The sequence below is a fragment of the Kitasatospora sp. NPDC059599 genome (assembly GCF_042735125.1).
Taxonomy (GTDB): Bacteria; Actinomycetota; Actinomycetes; order Streptomycetales; family Streptomycetaceae; genus Kitasatospora.
Window position 1 is genome coordinate 14,006 of record NZ_JBHWCL010000013.1, and the last position, 16,498, is coordinate 30,503.

The window sequence follows — 16,498 nt, forward strand, 5'->3', positions numbered from 1 at the left end:
CTCATCGCACCTTCTCCCCCACCCAGCGGGCCAGTTCCAACGGGCTCAACGCCGCCACGGGCATTCCGGCCGCCACCAGCCGGCCCGCGACCGCCTTCGAGTAGCGGGCCGTGCCGGTGTCGTCCAGCGCCGCGCAGCCGAGCAGGTGCACACCGGAGTCCACCAGCGCGCGGGTCTGGGCCAGCAGCCCGGCGACCGGCCCGCCCTCCTCGAAGTCGCTGACCACCGCGACCAGCGTGCGGGACGGCACCGTCACCAGCTCCCGCGCGTAGCGCAGCCCGCTCGCGATGCTGGTGCCGCCGCCGATCCGTACCTCCAGCAGCAGGCTCAGCGGATCCTCCACGCGCTCCGTGAGGTCGACGACCTCGGTGGAGAACGCGACGAAGTGGGTGCTCAGCGAGGGCACCCCGGCCAGGATCGAGGCGGTCAGCGCTGCCCAGACCGTGGAGGCCTCCATCGACCCGGAGACGTCCACCACCAGGATCAGCCGCCAGTCGTTGGCCTGCCGCGCCCTGGTCCGGAACACCGGGCGCTCGGGCACGATCAGGGTGCCGCCCTCCGGCGAGGGACGGGCGGTGGCGAGATTGGCCCGGATCGTCCGGTCCAGGTCCAGCCCGCCGCCCGGACGGCGGGACGGGCGCGGCACCGCGATGCCGGTCAGGGCCGGGCGCAGCCTCGTCGCCAGCTCCCGGGTCAGTTCCTCCACCAGGCGCCGCACCAGCGGACGCAGCCGCGCCAGCCGGGCCTCGGGCAGCCCGCCCGCGTGCTCCAGGACGGTGCGCAGCAGATCGACGGACGGGCGGACCGCCGACGGGTCGACCGCCTCCAGGACGTCGGTGCGGCCCTGCGCGACGGCGGCGGCCAGCACCTCCTCCCGCAGGCCCGGGCCGAACAGCGACTCCAGTTCCTCCGCCCACTCCCGCACGCCCGGGTAGGGGGCCTCACGGCCGCCCCGGTTGCCCCGGCTGTCCGCTCCGGGGCCGGAGCCCTCGCCGTGGCCGCTGCCGTACAACTCGTCCAGGGCGGTGGCGAGTCGGGCGCCGCGGCCGGTCAGGCCACCGTTCCCGGGGCGGCCCAGGAGCAGCCGCCAGCGCTCGGCGGGGAGGAGGGCGTGCCGGTGGACCGGGTCGGCGGGGTCGGGCCGGGCGACCGCGGTGGGATCGTCGGGCTTCTCGGCCGTGTCTGCCGCGGGGGCTGCCGGTGCTGCCGGTGCTGCGGATGCCGCCGGTGCTGCCGGCAGCAGGCCGCGGCGGGCCAGTGCGGCGCGGGCCGCGAGGTCCGCACGCACCCACTCGGCCACCACCGCGGGGCCGGCCTCCTCGGGCAACGCGGTGAGCCGGGTGCCCAGGCGCTCCTCAACCAGGGCCAGCAGCCGGTCGCGGGCCGCCGGGCTGAGCGTGTCGAAGCCGCCGCGCAGCGCGGGCAACCGGTCCAGGAAAGCGCCGTCGGGCAACGAGGTGACCCGCTCCAGGACCGGCTCCAGTGCCTCCGGTGCGGCGTCGAACAGTCCCTCCGCGGCCGTCAGCAGGCCGACCAGCGAGCGCCCGAGCACCTGCCGCGTCTCCGGACCGGTCGCGCCGTCCACCCAGGAGGCCGCCCGGCCGCCCAGCACCCCGGCCGGCTCCTGCCCGAGCAGCACCCGCACCGCCCCGGCCGCTCCCCGTACCAACGGGCTTCCGTGCGTGGCGAGTTCGGCCAGCACGTACGCCAGCCGCACCCCGCCCAGCCGGTCCGCCCGCCGCACCAGCTCCACCAGTGCCCGGGCGTCCTGCGGATCGTCCGACCCGCCCAGCCCCTCCAACTGCCGTACTGCGGCAACCGTCAGGACCTCACCGGCTTCGGCCGGCGACCCGGCGGCGCGCTGCGAGTGGTCGGCACCGGCCGTGCCCTCCGCAGCGCTTGACGCTCCGCCACCGGGTGGCGCGGCAGCCGCCTCGTCGTCGCTCCCGGACGCGTGGGCGCCCTCGTCGGGTGCGGCGCCGCCCGGACCGCCGGTCGTACTCGGGGCCGCCGCCGCGTCCGGGGTGCGGACCGGGAAGTGGCCCGCGGCGAGGCGGTCCAGGAGGGCGAGGGCGTCGAGGAGTTCGGGGAGGGTGCCCGAGGCGGGGAGGGTGGTGGTGAGTCGGGTGAGGCGGTCCTCGGTGAGCACGGGGAGGGCGCAGGAGGCGGCGGCGGTGAGGCCGTCGATGATCTCGCGCGGGCCGGGGTCGGCGCCGAGGCGGATGCGCAGGGCGCCCTCGGCGGCCTGGGCGGGGGTGACGCCCCGGGTGCCGGCGACGGTCAGCATGGCCGCGGTGGCGGGCGTCCAGTGGACGCGCCAGCGGGTGCCGAGGGTTTCGGTGCCACCCGCACCGGTGCCGGCGACGGGGTCGGCGTACGGGACCTCGCAGGCGGTGAGGCGGTGGAGGAGGATCTCGCGGCGGCGGTCGAGCGGGCTGCGCAACGGGTCGAGCCGCAGGTCGCGCGGGCCCGGGTCGGCGGGGCCGGGGAGGCCGAGGTCGGCGAGCAGGGTCTCGACGGCGGGGGCGAGCCCGCTGCGCGGGGCGGCGGGGGTGGGCCGGCCGGTGCGGGTGCCGACCAGGACCTGTTCCAGGGCGCGGGCGACGGCTCGGCCGCGGCCGAGCGGTTCGCCCTGGGCCAGGACGGTCTGCACCGCTTCGACCAGTTCGCCGCGGCCGGGGGCGGCGTGGCCGCGCAACCGGGCGAGGTCACCGGCGAGGCGGACGATCTCGCGGGCGTCGGCCGGTCCGCTGGGGTGGTCCTGGGCGCGCAGGGCGGCGCAGATCCGGACGGCGGTGGTGGTGAGCGCGTCGGCGAGCCGTTCCGGATCGCCGCCGGCGTCGAGGACGGTGTGCTGCCACTCCGGGTCGCGGATGCCCGCCGGGTAGCCGGAGCGGGCGTCGAGCAGCGGGTAGGTGTACGGGATCAGGGAGAGGACGTGGCCCGGTTCGTCCGGGTGCGGCGGCTCCTCGACGGCGGGCGGCCCGTCCAGCAGGGCGGGGGCGTGGAAGGCACCGATCACGGCGGCGATCCGGCGCCCGCCGGCCGCGGCGTCCCGGATGCGGGCGCGCATCCACTCCTCGCGGCGCAGGTCGTACGGGTCGACGCCGGGGCCGGTCTCGGCGTCGTGGCGCAGTGCCCAGCCGACGAGCAGGGCGGCGCGCCGGACGGCTTCCGGGGTGGAGCCGGGGGCGGCGGTCTCGACCAGGCGGTCCCACAGGTCCTCGTCGGAGTCCCGGCCGGTGAGCCGGTGGCGCAGCGCGCCGGCCACGCCGGGCGCCTCGGCACCGGGATGCCCGGGGCCGGGTCGGCCCTCCCCGGAGCGGGCGGCGCGCCGGGCGAGCGGGAGGTCACAGGCGATCACCTCCACCCCGTTGCGCCGGGCCCACCGCAGGGCGGCCAGTTCCGGGGAGAAGTCGGCGAACGGGTAGAAGGCGGGCCCGCCCGCCTCCTCGGGCCCGGCGGGGGCGGCCGCGAGGGCGACCGGGGCTTCGGTCGCCTCGTCGGCGAGCAGGCCGAGCCAGGGCTGGAACTCGGCGGGCAGTTCGACCAGGACCGCCTCCGGCCGGGCGGCGTCGAGCAGCGCGGGGACGACCGCACTGAGGGACGGCGCGTGGTGGCGTACGCCGATCAGGTAGGGGCCCGGTCGGCCGGCGCCCGAGGCGGCCAGCCGGTCGGCCTCGGTCCGGACCCTGCGGTCCGCGTCGTCCGGGACGGGAGTCACCGCGCTGCTCATCGGATCAGGCCTCCAGTGCCGAACGGAGGTCCCACAGGGTGCGCCAGGTGCCGGCGCCCTGCTCGGCGCGGCGCCGGACCGGGCCGTCCCAGTAGCCGAGCAGACGGGCCGCGTCGGCCGGGTCGTCCTTGCGGACCACGCCGAGGAGCTGTCCGGGGAGGCGGCCGAGCAGGTCCCCGCCGTCGGGCAGGTAGGCGGCGGTGACGCCGAGCGCGGTGGCGACGGAGACCGCCTCCGCGGTGCTCATCACGGTGGACGGGCGCTCGACGTCCCAGCCCTCGGTGGAGCGGCCGGTGCGCAGGTCGCGGAAGGCGGTGACCAGGGCCTCCAGGACTGCGTCGTCGACCCCGTAGGCGGCGCCGGCCCGGGCGACGGCGACGGTCGACTGGCGGCGGACCAGGTCGACCTCGGCGGCGAGGCTGCCGATCGGGCCGACCGTCTCGAAGTTGAACCGCCGCTTGAGGGCCGCGGACATCTCGCTGACGCCCTTGTCCCGCAGGTTGGCGGTGGCGATCAGGGTGAAGCCGGCGGCGGCGTGCAGCTGTCCGTCCGGGGTGCCCGCCAACTCGGGGACGGCGATGCGCCGTTCGGAGAGCAGGGAGACCAGGGCGTCCTGCACCTCGGGCAGGCAGCGGGTCACCTCCTCGACCCGGGCGACCGCCCCGGTGGTCATCGCGGTGAGCACCGGGGAGGGGACGAGGGCCTCGCGGCTGGGGCCCTTGGCGAGCAGCAGCGCGTAGTTCCAGCCGTACTTGAGCTGGTCCTCGGTGGTGCCGGCGGTGCCCTGGACGGTGAGCGCGCTGCTGCCGCAGACGGCGGCGGCGAGCAGTTCGGAGAGCATCGACTTGGCGGTGCCGGGCTCGCCGACGAGCAGCAGGCCGCGCTCCCCGGCGAGGGTGACGACGCAACGCTCGACCAGGGCGCGCTCGCCGACGAACTTGGGCTCGATGACCAGGCCCTTGCGTCCGGCCTTGAGCTTCTCGCCGCCGCTGCCCATCACGAAGGTGACGACGGCGCGCGGGGTGAGGCGCCAGCCGGGCGGGCGCGGGCCGGCGTCGTGCGCGGCGAGGAACTCCAGCTCGGCGGCGTACTTCTCCTCCGGCGGGACGACCTGCCGCTCCGCGGGGGCCGGAACGGGCGGCGTACCGGTGGCGGTCCCGGGGGTCGTGGTCCCGGGGGTCGTGGTCTCGGTGGCGGTCATCGGCGGGCCTTCCTGCGCTTGCTGGTCTGGAGCTCTTCGTAACCGGGGGCGTCACCGTCGACGGTGCGCTGCCAGGCCCGGGCGAACAGCTCGGGAACGGGCAGGGGCGCCAGCACCGGGTGGTGGGTGGGCAGTTCGTACAGGGCGGCCTTCCAGGTCTCGGCCGGCAGGGCCGGGGACTTGGCCTCCTGCCAGCCGCCGGGCAGGAAGAGGGCGCGGCCGGCCCGGGCGCGCTTGGCCTCCAGCACCAGGTCGGTGGCGGCGAGTTCGGCGCGGGCCTTCTTCAGCCGGGCGGGCTTCCAGCCCGTCCAGCGGGCGACGTTGCGGTCGGTGGGGTCGGGCAGGGCGAGCAGCTGGAGGTAGAGCGCGGCCGCGTCCTCGCCGAGGCCGTGGGTGCGGGCCGCCTCGGCGACCAGCTCGGGGGCGGACAGCTGTGGGTTCTGCAGCCAGGCGGGGGCCTCGCCGGTGGGCGTCACCCCGGCGGCGGAGGCGGCAAGTCGCTCCGTTTCGCCGCGCAGGACGGACTCGATGGCGACGCGCTCCAGGGCGAACCAGTAGCTGTCGGAGAGCCCGTCGACCAGGTCGAGCAGCGGGTCGTCCGGGCCGCTGAGGCCGGCCGGGCGCAGCCAGACCCGCTCGAAGCCCTCGTAGCCGGGGCCGATGACGAGCGCCGGGCCGCAGCGGACCAGGCCGTCCGGGTCCGCGCCGCCCTCGGCGGGCAGCCCGAAGTGGGTGCGCAGCACGGCGGCCAGCGGGGTGCCCTTGGTGGTGCGGAGGAGTTCGAGGTCGAGCAGCAGCTCCGGGTCGGCCAGGCGCCGGCGCAGCGCGGCGGCCGCCTCGGGCAGCAGCGGGCGCAGCGGGCTGTCGGCGGGCAGGTGGTAGGCGAGCCAGCGCAGGGCGTCGACGGCCTTGTCCAGCGCGCCGGACTCGGGCACCGCGGTGATGTCCGCGGGCAGCAGCCGGGGGGTGTCCCGGCCGTCGCTGCTGAGCCGGAAGGTGGTGGCGCCGGTCAGCCAGCGCGCGCGGGCGGGGTTGAGCATCTCCTCGATGGTGGTGATGGAGACGCCCTGGACGGTGGCGTGGGCCTCCTCGGGGAGGGTGACGAGCCGTCCGAAGTGCCGGATCCAGGCCTCGGCCCCGGCGGCGACGTCGGGTCCGTCGGTCCACAGCGTCTTCGGGTCGGCGGGCATCAGGGCGCTCCAGACGGCGGCGACGCCGGCGTGGTCGTGTCCGCGCAGCCAGCTGTGGGCGGCCCTGGTCTCGGCGGTCTTGAAGCCGAACTCGGCAGGCACGTCGATGTTGCCCCAGTGCAGCAGCCCGGACGGCGGGCAGAGCAGCAGGGTGGCGCGGGTGGTGCCGATGCCGGTGAGCGCGGAGAAGGCGGCGGCCCGGTCCGCGTCCCAGGGGACGGTGCCGCTCAGCGCGGCGGCCTGCCGGAACGCGGTCGCCCAGGTGGCGTCGACCCGCTCCTCGGTGCCGCGCTCGGAGACGGTGGTGAAGTGCGCGACGGGGCCGAACTCGCCGCTGGGGTCGTGGTCGGCGGCGAGCCAGTGGACGGTGCCGTCGTAGTTCCGGCCCCGGTGGCCGAGGATGACGACGGTGCGGTCGCCGTGGCGCAGCACCTCGCCCTGGCGGTGGGTGGCGGGCCGGCCGGTGGTGTCGCGTTCCGCCGGTTCGGAGAGGACGATCTCGCGCAGGGTCGCACCGCGGTCGGCGAGCGGGGCCCCGGTGAGTTCGTCGATCAGCAGGAGCAGCGAGGGGCGGTGGGCCGTCCGGGTGAGCGGGGAGGCCACGGCGTGGGCGAGGACGTCGATCCGGCCGAGCAGCCCCAGCCAGCCGTGGTTGGCGTCGCCCCCGCGCAGGGTGACGGTGACCGGGGTGCTCCAGCCCTCGGCGCTCGCGGCGGGCGGGGCGGCCAGGACGGCGGTGACGGCGCGCAGGTTGTTGAGTACCCAGCACTGGTCGGAGCTGCCCCAGCCGCCGCCGAAGCCGTCGAGCTCGGGCAGGACCCCGCGGACGGCGTCGCGCAGCTCGTAGTCGCGGCCGTGCTCGGGCTGCCAGACGGCGGCCTCCGCCTTGGTGGGGCGCTCGGCGTCCGGCTGCGGGACGAAGCGGGCGGCCCTGTCCAGCAGGTCTGCGGCGGCGCGGGCGAGCCCGGCCACGCCGGCGAGCAGCAGCGGGTGCGCGATCCCGGGCAGGACCGTGCCGACCGCCTCGACGGGCAGGGTGTGGCGGGCCTCGCCCCGCTGGGCCACCGGGCGCCGGACGCCCTGGACCGTCAGCCAGCGCTGCTCGTCCTCCGGGACGGGCTCGGGGTCGACGGGCCAGGCGAGGTCGATCAGCCGGGCGGCCTGCCCGGTGGTCACGGTGCGCAGCACCCGGGAGCCGGCCTCGTCGCGGGGGCGCAGGGCGTGCCAGTGGTCGTACGGCGGGATCAGCGCGGTGCCGGCGGCGGCGAGGTCGCCGCCGCGACAGGGGCGCAGGTCGGTGGTGCGGGCCGAGCGGTCGGTGAGGTCGGGCAGGTTGAGGGAGTAGTGGTCGTCGCTGTCGTGGCTGACCACCGGGGCGGCTTCGCCGGGCAGGGTGAGCCGGCCGACCGGCACGGTGTCCGTCCGCTGCCGGCCGTCCAGCGGCAGGACGATCCGTCCGCCGTCGGCGGTGAAGGTGGTGACGGCGCGTCCGGCGTCGGCGCGGACCCAGCTGCCGAGGACGGTGCCGTCGGTGCCGAGCGGGGTGCCCTCCAGTCCGGGCTGCAGCGGCAGCAGGCGGGTGCGGTCGGTGACGAGCCGGCCGGCCCCGGCGGTGGCGGCGATCACGGGCGGTTCGGCGATCCGGCCCAGGGTGCCGGTGGCCGGGTCGAGTTCGCGCAGGACGCGGCTGCCGTCGGTGGCGTGGCGCAGCGTCCAGTGGCCGGTGCCGTCGCCGAGGACGTGGCGTTCCTCGGGCATCCGGGTGTCGCCGGGGTGCAGCGGGCGCTCGCCGGTGGTGCGGCCGCCGCCGGACAGCGGGAGCGAGGGGGCCTCCGGAGAACGCTCGCCGTAGTAGTAGCCGGCGATGCTCTGGCCCTCCAGGAGGAAGGTCTGCTCCGGCCGTCCGGACCAGTAGGCCCGCTGCTCGCCCTCCTCGTACCAGACGACGAGGAGTTCGCCGTCGACGAAGCGCAGTCGGGGCCGGTTGCGGGTGCCCTGCAGCGGGGGCACCCGCAGGGTGTGCTCCAGCAGGATGCCGTCCGGGCCGACCACGACGGCCCGGTCGAGGCGGGCGAGGACGAGGTACGGCCAGGCGTCCTCGACGATCAGGTCGTTCAGGCCCCGGGGGCGGTGGCCGGGGGCGGTGACCGGGAGGGCGTCGGCGGCGGGCGGGTCGGCGAGCTTGGCGAGCGCGTCCTCCAGGGCGGGCCAGCCGAGTTCGTCGAGGATGCCGGTGGTGAGGGCGCCGGTGAGCAGGCCGGTGACGTCGAGTGCGGCGATCCGCTCGGCGGCGGCCGGGGCGACCGTGCGGATGGCGGTGCGGTGCTGGCCCAGGGCGCGGACCAGGTCGGCGGCGGCGGCCAGGCCGCGGGCGGCGGCGACCTCGTCGGCGCGGGCCTCGGCCCACTCCGCGAACAGCTCGTTCAGCAGCGGCAGCGCGGGGGCCTGGCGCTTGACGGCCGTGTCCCAGGCGCCCGGGGTGGCGCGGCGCAGCAGCGGCCGGAAGCGGTCGTCGGCGGCGACGGCCGCGAGGCCGGGGCTGTCCGCGCCGGTCTGGGCGACCCAGTCGCGCAGGTCGAAGCCGAGGCCGGCGGGCGGGTCGGCGACCGGGACGCCGGCGGCGAGCAGGAGCTCCAGCAGGTCGATGCGGGTGTGGCTGGCGCGGACGCCGGTGAAGAGGTCGACCGGGACGGCGTCGGCGCGCAGCCGCTCGACCATCCGGCGGGCCAGGGCGAGGGTGGCCGGGCAGCTGGGCCGGCTGCGCCAGCCGCGGCCGAGGTGGTGGCTCCAGCGCTGGAGCCAGGCGGCGGCGGGTTCGGCGCCCTCGGCGCGCGGGCCGGTGAGCAGTTCCTCGGCGCCGGTGGCGGTGAGGACCTCCAGCCAGGTCGCGTCGTACGGGAAGTCGGAGCCGGAGCCGCCCGGGTCGGGCAGCAGCTCCAGCAACCGGGTGCGGACGGCGGCGTCGCGCCGGCCGAGGTCGAGCAGCGCGCCGTGCCAGGACTTCCAGAACGCGGCGGGTGCCCGGTTGACCGCCGGGGAGTCCAGCAGTTCGGCGAGCAGGGCCTGTTCGTGCTCGGTGCGGTCCAGTCCGGCGGCCCGGATCAGGGCGCGGGCGTCCTCGGCGACCCCGGCGTACGGGGCCATGCCGGCCGCGGAGCGTTCGGTGCACAGCTGGCGGAAGCGCTGCCAGGCGGTCAGCGGGTCGAGCCGCTGGGCGAGCTCCTTGACGTACTGGCGCAGGGACTTGACGGTGAGCGCGCCGGCCAGGGCGAACTCCAGGAAGACGGCGCGCAGCCGCTCCTCGTCCACCGTCAGGCCGTGGGTGCGCTCGGCCTCGCGGGCCTTGCCGAACCAGGCGGCGGCGTAGGTCTGGTTGCCGCAGCCGAGGAAGATCCGGCCGACCTCCTCGCAGAAGGTGGGCAGGAAGTGCGGGACGGCGCGGCCGAGGCGGGTGGCGAGCGCGTCGAAGCCGTCCTTGGCGGCGCCGGGCTTGGAGGTGGCCTGGCGGGCCAGCCGCTCCATCTCCTTGACCAGGGCGAGCGCGTGGTGACCGTTGGCCGGGTCGTGGACCAGCGCCCAGGCGGGGAAGCCGAGCGCCTCCTGGCGGACCTGGCCGACCTCGACGGGCTCGGCGTCGGGCGTCAGGCCGAGGAAGTCGAGGGCGAGGTCCTCGGCCCCGCCGAGCGCGCCGGGGACGAGCCGGACGATCCGGCGGCCGTCGAGCGCGGGGTGGGCGTAGGTGCGGGCGGTGAGGAGGTCGGCGGCGCTGTCGGGGCGGCCGGCGTCGGCCAGGGTGCCGGTGGGCAGCACGGCCCCGGCGTCGAGCAGGGCCTCGGGCGTGGCGGTCGCCGCCGGGCCGGTGGTGGTGTTCGAGCCGGTGGCGGTCATGCGGCGTCCTCCCCTTCGATGGTGCGGCCGGCGTGCAGGGCGGCGGCCATCCGCATGCCCTCGGACCAGGCGACCGGTCCGACCTCGGTGAGCGGCAGGGCCCGGCCGTCGGGGCCCGCCCAGCTGAGCGCCCCGGTCTCGCAGGCGTCGTACTCGTAGTAGTCGCCGACCCAGACCCGGGCCTCGACGGTGCGTCCGCCCTCGGTGATCGACTGGACGGCGGAGCCGCCGCGCACCCGGCAGCCGAGTCGGTTGCAGCGGCCGACCAGCTCGCGCAGCTCGCGGTAGCGGCCGCCGGCGTAGGTGGTGATCTCGGTGCCGCCCGGCAGCTCCGCCGGTCGGTGCCAGACCTCGCGGTAGAGCTGCTGGACGCGCTGGGAGACGCCGAGTTCGACGGCGAACTCGCGCAGTTCGTCGAGGTCCTCCAGGAGGACGGGGTGCGGTATCAGGACCTCGCCGTCGGTGAGGCGGACGGTGTCGCCGTCCAAGTCGACCAGGCCGAGGCCGCGCTCGGCGTCCGCGCCGCGCAGGAAGCCGGCGACCGCGCCGTCCGCGCCGGTGACCACCAGGTCGCGCAGCACGGCCTGCCAGGCCGCGTCGGGCCACACGGCGGTGATCACCGCGGCGGGCACCGGCAGCGAGCGCACCATCCAGCGCTCGACGTCGTCCAGGCAGCTCCGCTCGTGCGCGGACAGCCACTCGGCGAGCTGCTTGAGCTGGGTGACCACCGGGTCGTCACCGAGCTTCGACGGAACGGACTTGAGCTCACGGCCGGCCGCGTTGCGGCACACCACCCGGCCCTCACCGTCGAGTGCGACGCGGTACCCTCCCGCGCCCGTCTCCACCCATGCCACGGCCGTACTCCTCCCACCGGGGAACCACCCGGGAACCACGTCTCGATCGCCTGCTGACCAGCGATGCGAGGAACGTAGCGAGGCCCACTGACAACGCGCCGGGCAGGGTGGAGACGACCGGGGGAAGGGAAGTCGAAACCGCTCGAACGGGTGATCGAAGCAGTGCCGGGCTCGGGCGGAGGGAGCGGCCGCGCCGGCCCGCCGAAGGGCCCGCGCCCACGGCGAGCACGGCGAAGGCGGCGAGCACGGCGGCTACGGCGAACACGGCGAACACGGCGGAGGCAGCAACCCCGGCGAGCACGGCGAAGGCGGCGCCGTCCGGAAGGAACGGCGCCGCCCGACCGGCCGCGCGGGCGTCAGCCCACCGGCGCCCGCGGCACGATGACCGGCGCGCCGTCCCCCGGCGCCGTGAGGACGTGGCTGTCGATGTCGTACAGCGCCCGCACCAGCGGCGCGTCCACCACCTCGCGCGGCGGCCCGCAGGCCACCACCGCGCCGTCGCGCAGGGCGACCAGCAGGTCCGCGTAGCGGGCGGCCGCCGCGAGGTCGTGCAGCACCATGACCACCGTCCGTCCGTCCGCCGCGACCCGGCGGACCAGCTCCAGGACCTCCACCGCGTGCCCGAGGTCGAGCGCGCTGGTCGGCTCGTCGAGCAGGACGACCGGGGTGTCCTGGGCCAGCACCATGGCGAGCCAGCAGCGCTGGCGCTGGCCGCCCGAGAGGCGGTCGAGCCGGCGGTCGGCGAGTTCCTCGACGCCGGTGGCGCGCAGGGCCGCGGCGGTGAGCCGCTCATCGTCGGGCGACCACTGGCGGAACAGGCCCTGGTGCGGGTGGCGGCCGTAGCGGACGAGTCCGGCGACGGTGACCGCCTCCGGTGCTTGCGGGCTCTGCGGCAGCAGCGCGATCCGGTGGGCGGCCTGACGCGGGCGCAGCCGCCACACGTCCTCGCCGCCGACCAGGACCCGGCCGCCGTCCGGCCGGTGCAGCCGGGCGACGGCCCGCAGCAGGGTGGACTTGCCGCAGCCGTTCGGCCCGACCACGGCCACCACCTGCCCGGCCGGGACGGTGAGGTCGACCCCGCCGAGCACCGGGCGCCCCGGGCCGTAGCCGGCGGTGAGCCCCTCGATCGTCAACTCCATGGCAGCCTCCCCCGGTCCGGCCCCGCTCAGTTCCCGCCGAGCGCCTTGCCGAGGTCGCCGATGACGACGTCGGCCGCGAGCGGGCCGCCCCGGGTGGACCAGACCGAACCGTCCACGGTGACGACGTGGTTGTTCTTCACCGCGTTCAGCTCCTGGTACGCGGGCTTGGACTGGACGTCCTTGAGCGCGGACCTGCCGTCGTCGGTGAGGGTGGACAGGAACAGCCAGTCGCCGTCGATCTCGGAGAGCTTCTCCAGGCTGAGCGCCGGGCTGTGCGCGTTGCCGTCCTTGTCCTGCGCCGCCGGGCGGGTGAGGCCCATGTCGAGGGCGACGCCGGCGGCGAACTGCTTCTTCTCCATCCAGCTCGGGCCGGTGGGGTTCCAGCGGACGATCGAGACGGCGGCGCCCTTGTTCCCGGTGAGTCCGGCGCCGGCCTTGGCGGCCTTGGCCTCGTAGTCGCCGATGACCTTGTTGGCCTGGTCGAGCTTGTTGACGGCGTTGCCGATGCCCCGGAAGGCCAGCTTCCAGTCGTCGGTGGGCGCCATGGTGACCAGGGTGGCGGGGGTGATCTCGCGCAGCTGCTTGAGCACCTGTTCGTCCTGCATGTCACCGGCGAGGATGAGGTCGGGCTTGGCGGCGATCACCTTGTCCATCACCGGCTGCAGCAGGTTGCCGACCACCGGCACGCCCTGGACCTTGTCCTTCAGGTACGCGGGCGGCTCGTTGAGGCCCTGGCCGTTGGTGATGCCGGCCGGCTTGACGCCGAGGGCGAGCACCGCGTCGAGGTCCTCCTGGGTGAGGGTGACGATCCGCTTGGGTTCCGCGGGGACCTCGACGGCCTTGCCGGTGGCGTCCTTGACGGTCCGCTTGCCGCCGCCCGCCGCGTCCGCCGCCGGGGCGGAGGGGGCGGCCGAGGAGGAGCCGGAGGAGCCCGAGGAGCCGCAACCCGTGAGCAGGAGGGCGGCCGCCCCGGTGACGGCCAGCGCCTGGGCCGCGCGGCGGCGGACGGGGCTGAGCGGGCGGCGGGCGAACGGCATGGGTGCCTCCGGGCAACGGTGGTACGTGAGTTGGGCGGCGTCCGGGCAGCGCGGTGCGACGGGGTGCCCGGTGCGGGACCCTGCGGGACGGCTCGGCCATTAGGTTAGCCTTACCTTATGACATTGTCGCAAGCGGGCGTGCACGCAGCGTCCCCCGCCACCGCGCCGGACGAACCGCCGCCGCGGAAGGACCCCCGCCGGGCCGGGGCCGGCCGTCCCACCTGGCCGGTCGCCGTCGGAGCGGTGGCACTGCTGCTCGCCCTGGCCGCGCTCTCGCTGTCGGTCGGCGCCGGCGAGGTCGGCCCCGGCCGGGTCCTGGACTACGTGCTGGACCGCGGCGGCGCCCGCGCCGACGGCCGGCTCGCCCTCGTCGTCGGCGACCTGCGACTCCCCCGCACCCTGACCGCCCTGCTGGTCGGCGCCGCCCTCGGCGTCGCCGGCGCCCAACTGCAGTCCGTCACCCGGAATCCGCTCGCCGAGACCGGCCTGCTCGGCGTCAACGCCGGCGCCTCGCTCGGCGTCGTCCTCGGCATCGCCGTGCTCGGCGTGCAGACCTCCTACGGGTACCTCGCCTTCGCCTTCGGCGGCGCGGTGCTCGCCAGCACGCTCGTCCTGCTGATCGCGGGCAGCCGGGGCGGCGGATCGCCCATGCGGCTCGTCCTGGGCGGCTCGGCGGTCGGCGCGACCTTCGGCGGACTCACCGGCGTCCTGATCGTCAACTCGCCCGAGGCGTACGACCGCTACCGGGTCTGGGTGCTCGGATCGCTGTCCGGGGTGGAGGGCTGGACCACGCTGCGCCGGCTCGCCCCCGTCCTCGCCGTCGGCTTCCTGCTCGCCCTGCTCACCACCCGGCCGCTCACCGCCCTCGCACTCGGCGACGACCTCGCCCGCGGCCTCGGCCACCGGCCCGGCGCCACCCGCGCGGCGGTCGCCGCCGCCGTCACCCTGCTGACCGCCTCCGCGGTCGCCCTGGCCGGGCCGATCTCGTTCCTCGGTCTGCTCGCCGGATTCCTCGCCCGCGCCGTCGCCGGCCCGCGGGTCGGCCGACTGACCCTGCTCGCCGGGCTGTTCGGCGCCGCCGTGCTGACCGGCGCCGACGTCCTGGCGCGCGTCGTCGCCCGGCCCTTCGAAGCGCCGGTGTCGGTCATCGTCGCCCTGGTCGGCGCCCCGGCCCTGATCGCCATCGTCCGCTCCCGGCGCTCCGCCGCCCTCGTCCTGACCGACCCGGCCGAATCCGCCGCACCGCCCGCCCGCCGCACCGAACCGCCCGCCCCCAAACCGGACCTGGCCCTGCGGTACGGCGCCTGGTCGCTGCTGCTCCCCCGCCGGGCGCTCGCCGCCTCGCTCGGCCTCACCGCCGCGCTGCTCGCCGCCGTCGTCGTCTCCGCGCACGCCGGGCAGGGCGAACTCGGCCTCGGCCGCACCTTCCAGGCCGTGTTCGGCTACGGCGACCGCCTCGACGTCCTGCTGGTGCAGAAGTTCCGGCTCGGCCGGATCGTCGCCGGGCTCGCCGCCGGAGCCGCGCTCGGCCTGGCCGGCTGCCTCACCCAGACCCTCGCCCGCAACCGCCTCGCCACCCCCGAGCTCCTCGGCGTCAACGACGGCGCGACCGCCGCCGTCCTGATCTCCGCCACCGCCTCCGGCACCTTCGGCGCCTGGTGGGCCGGACCGCTCGGCGCACTCGCCGCCGTCCTCGTCGTCACCCTGGTCTCCGGCGGGCTCGGCGCGCGCGGCTACCGGGTGCTGGTCGTCGGGCTCGCGATGTCCGCCCTCGCCTCGGCGGTCGTCCAGGTCGCGCTCGCCCGCCGCTCGCTCAACTCGGCCGGCTCGCTGTACGTCTGGACCTCCGGCAGCCTCAACGGGCGGGACTACGCGATCGCCGCGCCCGTCCTGACCGGGCTCGCGGTGCTGGTGCCGCTCGCCCTGGTGGTGGCCCGACGGCTGGCCGTGCTGCGCTTCGACGACAACGTCGCCTCCGCGCTCGGCGTCGATCCCGGCCGGGTCCGGCTCGTCTGCCTGCTGCTGGCCGTCGCCCTGGCCGGGCTCGCGGTCGGCGTCTGCGGACCGGTCGGCTTCGTCGCCCTGGCCGCGCCCGTGATCGCCGGACGCCTCGCCGGGCCCGCCCGCGTCCCGGTCCTCGGCTCGGCGCTGACCGGCGCCCTGCTCGTCGTCCTCGCGGACACCCTCGGGCGGGTGCTGATCGGCGGGGTCGAGATCCCCGTCGGCATCGTCACCACCGTCCTCGGCGGTCCGTTCCTGCTCTGGGTGCTGCTCGGCCGCAAGGGCACCCCCGCGTAAGCCCCTCCAGGAGTCCACACCATGGAAACCCCGCCCCTCGTCGCCCCCGACCCCGTCGACCCCGCCTACCGCCTGGTCACCCTCACCCACCGGGGCGGACCGTGCGACGGCGTCCTCGCCCTGCTCCACACCGTGACCGACAAGGACCGCCACGCCGGCGACCTCACACCACACCTGATGACACGTCGGGACGACGGCTCGTGGACGATCACCTACCGGCTGCGCGCCGACCACCGCGCCTCCTACCAGCTCCACCCCTTCCACGGCGACGCCCCCGGCACGGCCCGCCCCGACTGGCTGCACGTCCTCGACCACGCCCGCCCCGACCCGTGCGACACCGAACCCCGGCTGCCCGCCCGCGACGGCCGCCACCCGGCCTCGGTGCTCAGCCTGCCCGACGCTCCCGCACAGCCCTACGTCCGGCGGCGCGAGGACGTGCCGCGCGGCCGGACGGTGCCGCACACGGTCGCCGGCCGGCGGGTCGACGTCCACCTGCCGGCCGGCCACGGGGACGGCCCCCACCCGGCGGCCTTCCCGGTGGCCGTCCTGCTCGACGGCGAGATGTGGGGCGAGGTGCTGTCCGTCGGCGACACCCTCGACAACCTGACGGCGGACGGCGCGATCCCGCCCACCGTCGCCCTGCTCGTGCACACCATGGGCCCAGGCCGGCCCGACGACCTCAGCTGCAACCCGGCCTTCGTCGACCTCCTCGCCGACCGCCTCCTCCCTTGGGCCGCCCAGGAGTTCGGCGCGACCACCGACCCGACCCGCACCGTGATCGCGGGCCAGAGCGCCGGCGGGCTCACCGCCGCCTACGCCGCCTACCGACGGCCCGAACGCTTCGGCAACGCGCTCTCCCAGTCCGGCTCCTTCTGGTGGCCGGACGAGACGGAGTTCGACGAGGGCAGCGAATGGCTGACCCGGCGGTTCGCGACCGAGGAACGACGGGCCGCCCGCTTCTACGTCGAGGTCGGGCTGCAGGAGTGGATGCTGCTCACCCAGAACCGGCACCTGCGGGACGTGCTCGTGGCGCGCGGCTACGACCTCGCCTACCGCGAGTTCAACGGCGGTCACGACTACGCCTGTTGGCGCGGAGGGCTGGCGGACGGACTGGCGCACCTGCTCGGGTCACCCGAAAGGACGAAGTAGGGCCGG

At 76.7% G+C, this 16,498-nt stretch carries 8 protein-coding genes; 2 read left to right on the forward strand and 6 right to left on the reverse strand.

Features of this window, described 5'->3' with window-relative positions; translation table 11 throughout:
• Position 1: 1 nt before the first annotated feature.
• The 6 genes from ACFV04_RS07190 to ACFV04_RS07215 all read right to left on the reverse strand — a co-directional run bounded on the left by ACFV04_RS07190 (position 2) and on the right by ACFV04_RS07215 (position 13,045).
• Positions 2 to 3,736: a DUF5682 family protein gene (locus tag ACFV04_RS07190; RefSeq protein WP_380527366.1), complete on the reverse strand. Its 3,735-nt coding sequence runs from the start codon at positions 3,734 to 3,736 to the stop codon at positions 2 to 4.
• A 4-nt stretch (positions 3,737 to 3,740) separates the two neighbouring features.
• Positions 3,741 to 4,937: an AAA family ATPase gene (locus ACFV04_RS07195; protein ID WP_380336634.1), complete on the reverse strand. Its 1,197-nt coding sequence runs from the start codon at positions 4,935 to 4,937 to the stop codon at positions 3,741 to 3,743.
• A complete protein-coding gene (locus tag ACFV04_RS07200; protein WP_380527368.1) occupies positions 4,934 to 10,015 on the reverse strand; it encodes a hypothetical protein in 5,082 nt (1,693 codons plus the stop codon). Before ACFV04_RS07200 ends, ACFV04_RS07195 begins: the two co-directional genes overlap by 4 nt.
• The gene (locus tag ACFV04_RS07205; protein ID WP_380336629.1) at positions 10,012 to 10,869 is read right to left on the reverse strand and encodes a DUF4132 domain-containing protein; all 858 of its coding nucleotides are present in this window, start codon (positions 10,867 to 10,869) and stop codon (positions 10,012 to 10,014) included. Before ACFV04_RS07205 ends, ACFV04_RS07200 begins: the two co-directional genes overlap by 4 nt.
• A 356-nt stretch (positions 10,870 to 11,225) precedes the next feature.
• Positions 11,226 to 12,008 (reverse strand): ABC transporter ATP-binding protein, encoded by a 783-nt coding sequence (locus ACFV04_RS07210; protein WP_360251162.1) that lies wholly within the window; start codon positions 12,006 to 12,008, stop codon positions 11,226 to 11,228.
• 26 nt (positions 12,009 to 12,034) lie between these two features.
• The gene (locus ACFV04_RS07215) at positions 12,035 to 13,045 is read right to left on the reverse strand and encodes an ABC transporter substrate-binding protein (protein ID WP_380336626.1); all 1,011 of its coding nucleotides are present in this window, start codon (positions 13,043 to 13,045) and stop codon (positions 12,035 to 12,037) included.
• Between the two features lie 117 nt (positions 13,046 to 13,162).
• Between ACFV04_RS07215 and fhuB the strand changes: the two genes are divergently transcribed.
• Entirely contained in the window at positions 13,163 to 15,343 is a 2,181-nt protein-coding gene (fhuB, locus tag ACFV04_RS07220; RefSeq protein ID WP_380527370.1) for a Fe(3+)-hydroxamate ABC transporter permease FhuB, read from the forward strand.
• Positions 15,344 to 15,364: 21 nt separating this feature from the next.
• Complete coding sequence (fes, locus tag ACFV04_RS07225; RefSeq protein WP_380527371.1) at positions 15,365 to 16,492, forward strand: enterochelin esterase; 1,128 nt, start codon at positions 15,365 to 15,367, stop codon at positions 16,490 to 16,492.
• The last annotated feature ends 6 nt before the right edge of the window (positions 16,493 to 16,498 follow it).